Source organism: Salinarimonas sp. (assembly GCF_040111675.1).
Classification (GTDB): Bacteria; Pseudomonadota; Alphaproteobacteria; order Rhizobiales; family Beijerinckiaceae; genus Salinarimonas.
This window is the reverse complement of the sequence record NZ_CP157794.1, coordinates 2,841,171-2,853,651: the sequence shown is the minus strand read 5'-3', so window position 1 is coordinate 2,853,651 and position 12,481 is coordinate 2,841,171. Positions and strand designations below refer to the sequence as shown.

Here is a 12,481-nt window from a genome sequence, read left to right as displayed (position 1 = left end):
GCGCGCGACCGTTCCGCGCGCCGCCGAGAGCGGGATCACTGCGTGACGTCGTCCGAATCGTCGTCGAACTGCTCGAGATACGCGATCAGGTCGGTGATCTTCTCGTCGTCCTTGAGGCCGGCATAGACCATCTTGGTCCCCGGCACCTCGCCGCGCGGATCCTTGATGTAGGTGCGGAACGTGTCGTGGGTCCAGGTGACGTCGTAGTTCTGCATCGCCTGGGAATAGTTGTAGCTCTCGACGCTGGCGGCCTCGCGGCCGAACAGGTCGTTGAGCACGGGGCCGACCAGGTTGCGGGCGTTCTCGCCGACCTGGTGGCAGGCGCGGCACTGGTTGAAGGTGCGCTGGCCGGCTTCCGGATCGCCGGCGGCGTCCTGGGCGAGCGCGACGTGCGGGGCGGCGAACAGGGCGGCCGCCGTGGCGGCGAGATACAGGTTTCGCATGGGTGTCTCGTCTCCCTCTCTCGTTCGTGCGGTCGCGGGGGCGCGACGCGCGGCCGGGCATCACCGGCCCGAAACAACGCACGAGACCGGTGAAAAGCACAGCCGCGCGGGAGAGTATGGAGCGGGGGAGGCGATGTTCAACCCGCGCGCCGGCGAGGCCGGACCGGCAGAGGCGGGCCCGGCGGCCGCGCGCGGATCAGGCGCGCGCCTTGGCCGAGGCGGATTCGCCCAACGCCTCGAACGCCTTGGCGACGATGCCCGCCGCGTCGAGGCCGGCCTTGGCGTACATCTTCGCCGGCTTGTCCTGGTCGAGATAGACGTCGGGCAGGACCATGGGGCGGACCTTGAGGCCGCGGTCGAGGAGGCCGGCCTCGGCGAGCGCGTGCAGCACGAAGGAGCCGAAGCCGCCGATCGAGCCTTCCTCGACCGTGATCAGCACCTCGTGCTCGCGGGCGAGGCGGGCGACGAGGTCGATGTCCAGCGGCTTGGCGAAGCGCGCGTCCGCCACCGTGGTGGAGAGCCCGCGCGCGTCGAGCTCCTCGGCCGCCTTGAGCGCCTCCGCGAGGCGGGTGCCGTAGGACAGGATCGCGACGCGCGTACCCTCCTTGACGATGCGGCCCTTGCCGATGGGAAGCGGCACGCCGCGCTCGGGCATCTCGACGCCGACCCCCTCGCCGCGGGGATAGCGCAGCGCGATCGGGCCCGCATCGTGGGCCGCCGCGGTCGCGACCATGTGGACGAGCTCGGCCTCGTCGGCGGCGGCCATCAGGGTCATGTTCGGCAGGCAGCCGAGATAGGCGACGTCGAAGGAGCCGGCATGCGTCGGCCCGTCGGCGCCGACCAGCCCGGCCCGGTCCATGGCGAAGCGCACGGGCAGGTTCTGGATCGCGACGTCGTGGACGATCTGGTCGTAGGCGCGCTGGAGGAAGGTGGAATAGATCGCGCAGAAGGGCTTGTAGCCCTCGGTGGCCATGCCCGCCGCGAAGGTGACCGCGTGCTGCTCGGCGATGCCGACGTCGAAGGTGCGGGTCGGAAAGGCTTTGCCGAACAGGTCGATGCCGGTGCCCGACGGCATCGCCGCGGTGATGGCGACGATCTTGTCGTCGGCCTCCGCTTCCTTGATCAGCGACTGCCCGAAGACCTTGGTATAGGCCGGGGCGTTAGCCTTGGGCTTGGCTTGCGCGCCCGTCACCACGTCGAAGGTGACGACGCCGTGATACTTGTCGGAGGAGGCCTCCGCCGGGGCGTAGCCCTTGCCCTTCTGGGTGACGACGTGGACGAGGACGGGCCCGCCCTCCGTGTCGCGCACGTTGCGCAGCACGGGCAGGAGGTGGTCGAGATTGTGCCCGTCGATCGGGCCCACATAGTAGAAGCCCATCTCCTCGAACATGGTCCCGCCGGTCCAGAAGCCCCGCGCGTATTCCTCCGCCCGCGCGGCCTTCTGCGAGAGGCCCTTGGGCAGGCGCCTCGTCAGCTGCTTCGCCGTCTCGCGCAAGCCCCGGTAGGTCTTGCCGGAGACGAGGCGGGCGAGATAGGCCGACATGGCGCCGACGGGGGGGGCGATCGACATGTCGTTGTCGTTGAGGATGACGACGAGGCGCGAATGCATCGCGCCGGCATTGTTCATGGCCTCGTAGGCCATGCCCGCCGACATCGCCCCGTCGCCGATCACGGCCACCACGTTGTTCCTCGCGCCCGCGAGGTCGCGGGCCACCGCCATGCCGAGCCCCGCCGAGATCGAGGTGGAGGAATGGGCCGCGCCGAAGGGGTCGTAGGGGCTCTCCGCGCGCTTGGTGAAGCCCGAGAGCCCGCCGCCCTGGCGCAGCGTGCGGATGCGCTCGCGCCGCCCGGTGAGGATCTTGTGCGGATAGGCCTGGTGCCCGACGTCCCAGATCACCCGGTCGGAGGGCGTGTCGAAGACCGAATGCAGCGCCACCGTCAATTCCACGACGCCGAGCCCCGCGCCGAGATGCCCGCCCGTCACCGAGACCGCGTCGATCGTCTCCGCCCGCAGCTCGTCGGCCACCTGCCGCAGCTGAGCGTCGGTGAGCCCGCGCAGGTCGGCGGCGTCGCGGATCGTGTCGAGGAGGGGGGTGTCGACGGGCATGGAACGCGGATCCTCGCAATGAACTCCGGCGGGAGATAGGCCTCGCGCGCCGCGAGGTCAAAGCCGGCTAGAAACGGATACGAAGGGAAAGGCGCGGCGGTTCCGCACAGGCGCGACGATCGCGGGCGGCCGACGTCAGGCGTCGACGTCGAGCGGGCTCGCCCCGCGGACCGCGCCGTCGGGGCCGAGATTGATCTTCTCGATGCGCGCCTCGGCGCTCTTGAGCAGCGTCTCGCAATGCTTCTTGAGCGCCTCGCCCCGCTCGTAGATGCGGATCGAATCCTCGAGCGGCACCGAGCCCTGCTCGAGCTTGCGCACGATCTCCTCCAGCTCGGCGAGCGCGGCTTCGAAGGGCATCTGCGCGATGTCGGGGGGGCTCTGGTCGGTCATCGAGGAGGTCGGCTCCGGGCTGCACGATGTCGGGCCCAAAGCCATAGCGTCTCGAAGCACCGGAGGGCAAGCTATCGCGGCAGCGAGGTCGGCACGGGCGGGTGTACCCGGCCGTCGATCGACGGGGTTATCTCTCTCTTCGCGTAGCCGGCAGCCTCCAGCCGCGCTCGCGCGTTCGAGGTCAGCGGCAGGCTGTAGCTCTCGCCGTTCACCCAGATCGCGCGAACATCGTCGTCGACCGGCACGCCCAGATCCACGAGCACGCGCAGCGGGTCCGTTTCCTGCCGCTAGAGGCGCGCGTCGATCACCTCGATCGTCTCCCCCTGGCCGGCGAGCGTCGTCTCGATGCGCGCGAGGTTGTGCGACGTCCGCCGCGCTTCCGCCGTCAGCTCGCCGACGCTGCGCGACAGGCCGAAGCCCTCGGCGATGAGCACGCCGTTCCCCAGAAGCAAGATCGGAACGCCGATGGCCGCCGCGAAATCGGCGGCCGATTCCCAGGTCAGTCGCATCGGTGGCCCTCGTCATGATTTGCAACCTAAAACGATGCGCGTGCCTTTCAAGTGGCACTCGCCGAGGGCGGCGGCTATGTCGGCTATCGTGCTTCGGCGAGCACGGTCCTTCGCCGCGGACCTCGCGTGCGCGAACGCCCATCCCCCCGTGACCCGCCTCCGCGCGGCCCCGCCGTGACGCCGCGCCGCTTCACAGGGCGGGCCCCGCGCCCTAGCCTTGCGCCGCAACAGGACCTTCCGGAGCGGAATTCGATGGACGAAACGAGCCCCCTGACGATGACGAAGTTCGGCGTCGGCCAGCCGGTGCCGCGCACGGAGGACCCGGTCCTCCTGCGCGGCGAGGGCCGCTACACCGACGATCTCGCGCTCGAGGGGCAGCTCCACGCCGTCATGGTGCGCTCGACCGTGGCCCACGGACGGCTGACGGGCGTCGACGTCTCGGCGGCAAAGGACGTCCCCGGCGTCGTCGCCGTGTTCACCGGGGCCGATCTCGCCCACATCAACCCGTTGCCGGCCACGCTCGCCGCCAATTTCAAGAACCGCGACGGGTCGCCGATGGCGATCCCGCCCGCGCCGGGGCTCGCCGTCGACACGGTGCGCTACGTCGGCGATCCGATCGCGATCGTCGTCGCCGAGAGCGTCGCCGCCGCGCGCGAGGCGGCGGAGGCGGTCGTGCCGGACATCGAGGCGCTGCCCGCGGTCCCGACCCCGGAGGACGCGCTCGCGGAGGGCGCGCCGCGGATCCACGACGGCGTCCCCGGCAATCGCGCCCTCGACTTCGCCTCCGGCGACGAGGAGGCCTGGCAGGCGGCGCTGGCGAAGGCTGCTCACGTGACGCGGCTCTCCGTCGTCTCGAACCGCATCGTGGTGAACCCGCTCGAGCCCCGCTCGGCGCTCGCGAGCTACGACGCCGAGAGCGACCGCTACACGTTGCGCGTCGGCTGCCAGGGCGTTTTCCCGCTGCGCAACCTCCTGGCCAAGACCATGGGCGTCGCGCCGGAGACGGTGCGCGTCCTCACCGGGCAGGTCGGCGGGTCCTTCGGCATGAAGTCGGCGCTCTATCCGGAATACCCGGCGCTGCTCCACGCCGCCAAGGCGCTGGGGCGCCCCGTGCGCTGGCTCGACACGCGCTCCGAGAGCTTCCTGTCGGACCACCACGGCCGCGCCATCGCCATGGAGGGCGCGCTGGCGCTCGACGCCGACGGCCGCTTCCTCGGCGTGAAGATCACGGGCACGGCCGATCTCGGCGCCTATCTCAACCCCGTCGCGCCGCTCTTCTCCACGGCGAACATCGGCAAGAACGCGGTCAGCGTCTACCGCACGCCGGTGGTGCGGGTGGAGATCGCCTGCGCCTACACCAACACGACGCCGGTCGGCCCCTATCGCGGCGCCGGGCGGCCGGACGGAAACTACGTCATGGAGCGGCTGATCGAGACGGCCGCCGCCGAGACCGGCCGGGACGCGCTGCACTTGCGCCGGATCAACCACATTCGCCCGGAGGACCTGCCCTATGCGACGCCGGCGGGCACCGCCTACGACAGCGGCGACTTCCCCCGGGTGCTCGAGGCGGCGCTGCGGGCGGCCGATATCGACGGCTTCCCGGCGCGGCGGGCGCAGAGCGAGGCCGAGGGCCGCCTGCGCGGGCTCGGCGTCGGGCAGTATTGCGAGGTGACCGCCCCGCCCATGAACGAGATGGGCGGGCTGCGCTTCGAGACCGACGGGACCGTGACCATCCTCACCGGCACCCTCGATTACGGGCAGGGCCACGCCACCGCCTTCGCCCAGGTGCTCTCGACGAAGCTCGGCGTGCCCTTCGACAGGATCCGCCTCCTGCAGGGCGACAGCGACCAGCTCGTCGCCGGCGGCGGCACCGGCGGCTCGAAGTCGCTGATGGCGTCGGGCGCCGCGATCGTGGAGGCGGCGGACATCGTGATCGAGCGCGGCAAGCCGCTCGCCGCCCATGCGCTGGAGGCCGCGCCCGTCGACATCGTGTTCGAGGACGGCGCCTTCGCCGTCGCCGGCACCGATCGACGCATCGGCGTGATGGAGCTCGCCGAGCGGCTGCGCGCCGGCGCCTTCCCCGACGATCTCCCGAAGTCGCTCGACACCACGCACGTGCACGAGGCCTCGCCCTCGGCCTATCCGAACGGCTGCCACGTCTGCGAGGTGGAGATCGACCCGCAGACGGGGATCGTGCGCGTCGTGAAATACACCGCGGTCAACGATTTCGGCGTCGTGGTGAACCCGCTCCTGGTGGAGGGGCAGCTCCACGGCGGCGTCGTGCAGGGCATCGGCCAGGCGCTGATGGAGCGGGTCGTCTACGATTCGGAGGGGCAGCCGATGACGGGCTCGTTCATGGATTACGGCCTGCCGCGGGCCGACGACGCGCCGTTCTTCTCGGTCGCGAACGAGGAATTCCCCGCGACCACCAACCCGCTCGGCGTGAAGGGATGCGGCGAGGCCGGCTGCGCGGGCGCGCTGCCGTCCGTGATGAACGCGATCGTCGACGCGCTGCGCGCGCGCGGCGTCGCCCACATCGACATGCCGGCGACGCCGCAGCGCGTCTGGCGGGCGCTGAACGGGCTCGGATAGGGGCGCGCGCGTCCGCGGCGAATCGGGTAGGCTCGCGCACGAAGCATGAACGTGCCGGGCTCCTCCGGCGGGAGGGTCGATGCTGCGCCGCGTCGTCATCGGGATCGCGCTCGTTCTGGCGCTCCTCGCCGGAGCGCTCGCCCTCGTGCCCGTGCTCGTGCCGGCCGAGACGGTGCGGGCGCGGCTCGCCGACCAGATCGAGAGCCGCACGGGCTGGCGCGTCGCCTTCGACGGGCCGGTGAGCCTCTCCGTCTTCCCCGAGATCGCGCTCTCCGCCGAGCGCCTGCGCGTCGAGAGCGCGCCGGACGCGCGCGACGCGCTCGCCGCGGACGTCGAGCGCGCCGCCTTCGGGCTCGCGCTGGCGCCGCTCGTGTCCGGGTCCGTGCGGCTTACCGAGATCGCGCTGGAGCGCCCCGTCGTGCGTCTCGTGCGCGGCGTCGGGCCGGCGCCGGCCGCGATCGGCGAGGGCGCGCCGGCGCTGGGCTGGCTGGAGGACGTGGCGGTCGACCGTCTTTCGGTGACGGAGGGGCTGCTCGTGCTCCGCGGCGCCGAGGGCGAGACCCGCGTCTCGGACCTCGCGCTGACCCTCGCCATGCCGAACCCGGCGCGCGAAGCCACGCTCGAGGCCACGGGCCGGCTCGACGGGCGGGTGCTCGAGGTCGCGCTCGGCCTCGATGCGCCGACGGCTCTCGCCGCCGGCGAGCCCGCCGCCGTCACGCTCGCGCTCGATGCGCCGGACCTCCTCGCCGCGCCGCTCTCGCTCGAGGGGAGCCTCGTCCGCGGGACGGGGCGCGCGAGCCTGCGCGATCTCGCGCTGGCCGTCGGGGAGAGCCGGCTCTACGGCGCGGTCGACCTCGTCACCGCGGGCGACGGCCCGCCGGCGATCGACGCGCGGCTCGAGGGTCCGCTGCTCGACGTCGACGCCCTCGCGGCCCGGAGCGGGGCAGGGGGCTCGGACGCCATCGACCTCGCGGCGCTCGGCGCGCTCGTCGGCGACGTCGAGCTCGCGCTCGAGCGGCTGCGGATCGCCGGCCGCGAGGTCGCGCCCGCCCTGCTGCGCGCCGAGCTCGAGGAGGACGCGGTTCTTCTCGTCGTCGACGATTCCGGTTTCGGCGGCGGGCGCCTCTCGGGCGAGGCGCGGATCGGCCGCGACGGGGCGCGGGCGCGCGTCTCGGGATCGCTCGCCGCGCGTGGCGTCGACGTGGCGGCGCTGGCGCCGGCGGAGGTCCCGCTCTCCGGGCGGGTCGCGGCGGACCTGCGCTTCGCCATGGCGGGGGAGACGCGCGCGGCGCTCGTGGGCAGCCTCAACCTCGCGGGCCGGATCGCGCTCTCCGACGCCGAGGCCCGCATCCCCGCGCTGGCCGGGCTCGTGGCCGAGCCCGATTCGGGCCGCATCGGGGACATCGCGCTCGTGCTCGACGTCGCCGACCTGACGGAGCCGGTGGCGCTCTCCGGCGCGGGCGTGTGGCGGGGCGCGCGCTTCGAGGCGACGGGGTCGGCGGCGCTCAGGCCGCTGCTGGTGGGCGAGCCCGGCCGGATCGGGGTCGAGATCGTCTCCGAGCGCGTCGCGCTGGGCTACCAGGGCACGCTCGCGCCGAACGGCGCGCTCGCCGGTTCGGCCTCGCTGCGCACCGCCTCGCTGCGCGGGCTCCTCGCCTGGCTCGGCCGGCCGGTCACCACGCCGGGCGGTCTCGGGCCGTTCTCCGTCGCGGGCCGCATCGACCTCGCGCCGGGAGCGATCGCCCTCGCGGAGGCGCGCATCGCGCTCGACGGGACGGAGGGCGCAGGCGCCGGCCGGCTGGTTCTCGGCGCGCGGCCGCGGCTCGAGGCCTCGCTCGACCTCGATCGGCTCGACCTCAACCCCTATTTCGGCCTCGCCGCCGGCCCCGCGAACGCCGGCGGGGGCTGGAGCGAGGCGCCGATCGACCTCGCCGCCCTGCGCGGCTTCGACGCCGATCTCGACCTGACGCTCGGCGCGCTGCGCTTTCGCCGCATCGAGACCGGCCCGGTCGCCGCCGCTGCGCGGCTGGAGAACGGCCGGCTCGAGGCGGACCTGCAGGAGCTCGCGCTCTACGGCGGCGGCGGCAACGGCCGGCTCGTCGTCGACGCCACGCCGGCCGCGCCGAGCCTCGCCGCGCGCTTCGTGCTCGCCGGCCTCGACGCCCGCGCCTTCCTCGCGGCGGCGACGGGGCTCGACCGAATCGAGGGCCGCGGCGATCTCTCGCTCGACGTCTCCGGCCGCCTCGTCACCCAGCGCGCGCTGATGGAGAGCCTCTCCGGCTCCGCGCGATTCGCGGTGCGCGACGGCGCCATCCGCGGCGTCGACGTCACCCGCGTCGCCGAGCTCCTGCGCACCGGGATCGTGGACGGCTGGCGGCTGGCGGACGGCGCCCGCACGGAGCTCTACGCCTTGGAGGGCTCGTTCGCGGTCGCGGATGGCCGCGCGAGCACGCAGGACCTGCGCCTCGTCGGCCCGCTCGTCGACATGACCGGGGCGGGGACGGTGGACCTGCCGGCGCAGCGGCTTTCGCTGCGGGTCGAGCCGCGCGTCGCCTTCGAGCGGCGGCGCGGCGACGGGCCTAGAGGGGCGGGGCCTGGGCGGGAGGGGATCGAGCTCGTCGGCTTCGGCGCGCCGATCCGGATCGAGGGGCCGTGGGCGAGCCCGCGGATCTACCCGGACATCGCCGGCATCCTCCAGGATCCGGTGGGCGCCTACGAGCAGCTGCGCGGGCTCGGCGCCGGGATCTTCGGCCTGGACGCGCCGCCGGCGGGGGAGGCCATCGAGCGGCTCGTGGGCGAGGAGGCGGCGCGCGGCATCGAGCGGCTCATCGGCGCGCCGCCGACGGCCGCCACCCCGCAGGAGCCGTCGCCCTCCGCTCCGCCGCCTCCCGATCCCGCGGCGGAGGCGGCGCGGGGCATTATCGATCTCCTGATGCGCAACCGATAAGCGCATTTATTGTCGTGCGGCAATCCGCGAAAATCCCGAAACCGGACCTGTCCGGTCTTTTCCGGAGGCGTGGCGGTTGACCCAACGGCGAGAGCCCTTTCTAAATACGGCGAAACGCGGCACCGCCGCGCTCAACGGGAGGACTTGATGGCCGATACGCTTCGCCGCTCGCTCATCGCCGCCGCCATGGCCGGCACGATGGCGTCGCTCGCTCCGCTCTCCGCCACGGCGCAGGAGAGCCAGGACTATCTGCTCGCGACCGCCTCGACCGGCGGCACCTACTATCCCGTCGGCGTCGCCATCGCGACGCTGGTCAAGGTGCGCCTGCAGAACGCGCACGGCATCAACATGTCGGCGATCTCCTCGGCCGGCTCCGGCGAGAACATCCGCCTGCTGCGCGACGACGAGGCCCAGTTCGCCATCGTCCAGGGCCTGTTCGGCGCCTATGCCCGCCAGGGCTCGGGCCCGATCGAGGAGGCCGGCCCGCAGGAGAACCTGCGCTCGATCTCGATGCTGTGGTCGAACGTCGAGCATTTCGTGCTGCGCGCCGATCTGGCCGACACGGGCACGATCGCCGACATGGAGGCCGCCACGGGAGAGGCGGTGTCGATGGGCCTGCAGAACTCGGGCACGCTCGGTTCCAACACCGTGATCATGGGCAATCTCGGCATGCCCCTGACCGAGTACGAGCTCGTCCACATGGGCTACAACCCCTCGGCCGACGCGATGCAGAACAACCAGATCGTCGCCATGTCGACGCCGGGCGGCGTGCCGGTGGCGGGCGTCACCCGCGCCTTCGCCGCGCTCGGCGACGGCATCACGTTGCTCGACTTCACCGACGAGCAGATCACCGAGGCGAACGGCTCCTTCGAGAGCCTGTGGACGCCCTACACCATCCCGGCCGGCACCTATCCCGGCCAGGAGGCGGACATCACCACGATCGCCCAGCCGAACTTCCTCGCCGTGAACGAGGACGTGCCGGAAGAGACGGTCTACCTCATCACCAAGGCGATCTTCGAGAACCTGCCCTTCCTGCAGGCGATCCACCCCGCCACCAACGCGATGAGCCTCGACGCCGCCCTCGCGGGCCTGCCGTTGCCGCTGCATCCCGGGGCGCTGCGGTACTTCGAGGAAGCGGGCCTGACGATTCCAGATCGTCTGCGTCCCTGATCCACGATTCAAGCGGGGCGGCGTCGTCGAGCGCCGCCCCGCCTCGCTACTCCGCGTTCCGCCCGGCGTCGAAAAACACGTTGCGTCCTCGCGGTTTATACGGCATCGCGCGGCTCCATAGACCCGCGACACGAAAGACGCCTCCATGACCGACGCTCCCCGGTTGGACCCCGCCGGCGACGAGAATCCCGTCACCCGCAAGGACGTCGAGGGAGAGGTCGAGGCGCATGTCCGCGCCTTCGAGGGCACCTGGATCGGCCGCGTCGCCTGGGTCGTCGGCATCGCGCTCGCGCTCTACCACATCTGGGTCAACACGCTCGGCGCCTTCGACCAGATCTGGCTCACCGCGATCCATTTCGCGGGTTTCGCCTTCCTGTGCGCCCTGCGTTACCCGCTGTTCCGCACCCGCTCGCCCGGCGCGACCCGCGCGGTTCTCGCCTTCGACGTCGTCTTCGGCCTCGTCGTGGCGGTGGCGACGCTGTGGCTGATCTCGAACCAGAACGCGATCTACGACCGCGGCGTGAAGCTCTCGCAGCTCGACTACGTGCTCTCCTTCATCGTCATCGGCGGCGCCATCGAGCTGACCCGGCGCGCCACGGGCCTGATCATCCCGATCCTGATCGTGATCGCGCTCACCTACGTGGTCTGGTGGGGGCCGGAGGCGCCCGGCGTGTTCCGATTCGCGGGCCTGTCGCTCGAGACGCTGCTGTTCCGCTCGGTCTTCTCCGACGAGGGCATGTTCGGCTCGATCGCGCTGATCTCGGCGACCTTCGTCTTCATGTTCATCCTGTTCGGCGCGTTCCTGGTGCGCTCGGGCGCCGGCGAGTTCATCATCGACCTCGCCCGCGCGGTCGCGGGCCGCTTCGTCGGCGGGCCGGGCTTCGTCGCGGTGCTGTCGTCGGGCCTCACCGGCACGATCTCGGGCTCGGCCGTGGCGAACACGGTCTCGACGGGCGTGATCACCATCCCGCTGATGAAGCGCGCGGGCTTCCCGCCGAAGTTCGCCGCCGGCGTCGAGGCCGCGGCCTCCACCGGCGGGCAGCTGATGCCGCCGATCATGGGCGCGGGCGCCTTCGTGATGGCGACCTACACCCAGATCTCCTACCTCGAGATCGTCGCGGTCTCCTTCCTGCCCGCGATCGTCTACTTTCTCTCGGTGGCCTTCTTCGTGCGCATCCAGGCGAAGAAGCTGAACCTCACCGCGAGCGACCCGGACGCGCCGACCGCGTGGCAGGTGCTCAAGAAGGGCGGGCCGTCCTTCCTCATTCCGGTGACGCTGCTGATCGGCCTGCTCGTCGCCGGCTACACGCCCGTCTACGCGGCCGGCTTCGCCATCGTCGCCTGCATCGTCGCCTCCTGGTTCACGCCGCACCGGATGGGCCCGAGGGCCGTCCTCGACGCGCTGGCGCTCGGCTCGCAGAACATGATCATGACGGCGGTGCTGCTCATCTCCGTCGGGCTCCTGATCAACGTCATCGCCATGACGGGCGTGGGCAACACCTTCTCGCTGATGATCAACGAATGGGCCGGCAACAGCCTGATCATCGCGCTGGTGCTGATCGCGCTCGCCTCGCTGGTGCTCGGCATGGGCCTGCCGGTGACGGCGTCCTACATCGTGCTCGCCACCCTCTCGGCGCCGGCGCTCCATGCGCTGATCCAGAACAACGCGCTGATCGACGTCCTCGTCACAGGCGGCGTGCCCGAGGCGGCGCGCATGACGATGATGCTCGCCGACCCGAACGCCATGACGGCGCTCGCCGCGCCGATGTCGCGCGAGGCGGCCTCCGCCTTCATCGCCTCGATGCCCCCGGAGGTGCTCACCCTCGTCTATCCGCAGGTGCTCGACCCCGTCACCGTCAAGCTGGCGCTGCTCTCGGCCCACATGATCATCTTCTGGCTCAGCCAGGATTCGAACGTGACGCCGCCTGTGTGCCTCACGGCCTTCGCCGCGGCGGCCATCGCCAAGACGCCGCCGATGGCCACCGGCGTCGTGTCGTGGAAGGTGGCCAAGGGCATCTACCTGATGCCGATCCTGTTCGCCTACACGGCGTTCCTCGGCGGCCCGCCGCTCGAGGTGGCGCACGTCTTCGTCATCGCGGTGGTGGGCGTCTACGCACTGGGCGCGGCGATCGAGGGCCACATGGAGGCGCCGCTCGGCTGGCCGATGCGCCTCCTCCTCTTCGCCGCGGGCGTGGCCCTGATCTGGCCGAACAACACGATCGTCGAGAGCGTCGGCGCGGTGGGCGTGATCGCGATCTTCGCCTGGAACGTGCGCGCGGACCGGAAGCGGCAGAAGGCGCGGGTGGCGGCGGCGGCGTCGTGA

The 12,481-nt window shown here is 72.0% G+C and carries 9 protein-coding genes; 4 read left to right on the top strand and 5 right to left on the bottom strand.

Features of this window, described 5'->3' with window-relative positions:
* Nucleotides 1-35: 35 nt before the first annotated feature.
* The 5 genes from ABL310_RS13230 to ABL310_RS13210 form a co-directional block, all read right to left on the bottom strand.
* Complete coding sequence (locus ABL310_RS13230; RefSeq protein ID WP_349367482.1) at nt 36-443, bottom strand: cytochrome c family protein; 408 nt, start codon at nt 441-443, stop codon at nt 36-38.
* A 196-nt stretch (nt 444-639) separates the two neighbouring features.
* A complete protein-coding gene (dxs, locus tag ABL310_RS13225; RefSeq protein ID WP_349367481.1) occupies nt 640-2,550 on the bottom strand; it encodes a 1-deoxy-D-xylulose-5-phosphate synthase in 1,911 nt (636 codons plus the stop codon).
* 135 nt (nt 2,551-2,685) lie between these two features.
* A complete protein-coding gene (locus ABL310_RS13220) occupies nt 2,686-2,940 on the bottom strand; it encodes an exodeoxyribonuclease VII small subunit (protein ID WP_349367480.1) in 255 nt (84 codons plus the stop codon).
* A gap of 71 nt (nt 2,941-3,011) precedes the next feature.
* On the bottom strand, nt 3,012-3,203 hold the full coding sequence (locus tag ABL310_RS13215) for a hypothetical protein (RefSeq protein WP_349367479.1): 192 nt from the start codon (nt 3,201-3,203) through the stop codon (nt 3,012-3,014).
* A 24-nt stretch (nt 3,204-3,227) separates the two neighbouring features.
* Nucleotides 3,228-3,449, bottom strand: coding sequence for a hypothetical protein (locus ABL310_RS13210; protein WP_349367478.1), 222 nt, complete (start codon nt 3,447-3,449; stop codon nt 3,228-3,230).
* Between the two features lie 252 nt (nt 3,450-3,701).
* Here ABL310_RS13210 and ABL310_RS13205 point away from each other — a divergent pair, with 252 nt between their 5' ends.
* The 4 genes from ABL310_RS13205 to ABL310_RS13190 all read left to right on the top strand — a co-directional run bounded on the left by ABL310_RS13205 (nt 3,702) and on the right by ABL310_RS13190 (nt 12,481).
* A complete protein-coding gene (locus ABL310_RS13205) occupies nt 3,702-6,041 on the top strand; it encodes a xanthine dehydrogenase family protein molybdopterin-binding subunit (protein ID WP_349367477.1) in 2,340 nt (779 codons plus the stop codon).
* Between the two features lie 79 nt (nt 6,042-6,120).
* A complete protein-coding gene (locus ABL310_RS13200; RefSeq protein WP_349367476.1) occupies nt 6,121-8,988 on the top strand; it encodes an AsmA family protein in 2,868 nt (955 codons plus the stop codon).
* Between the two features lie 147 nt (nt 8,989-9,135).
* Complete coding sequence (locus ABL310_RS13195; protein WP_349367475.1) at nt 9,136-10,158, top strand: TAXI family TRAP transporter solute-binding subunit; 1,023 nt, start codon at nt 9,136-9,138, stop codon at nt 10,156-10,158.
* Between the two features lie 145 nt (nt 10,159-10,303).
* A complete protein-coding gene (locus ABL310_RS13190) occupies nt 10,304-12,481 on the top strand; it encodes a TRAP transporter fused permease subunit (protein WP_349367474.1) in 2,178 nt (725 codons plus the stop codon).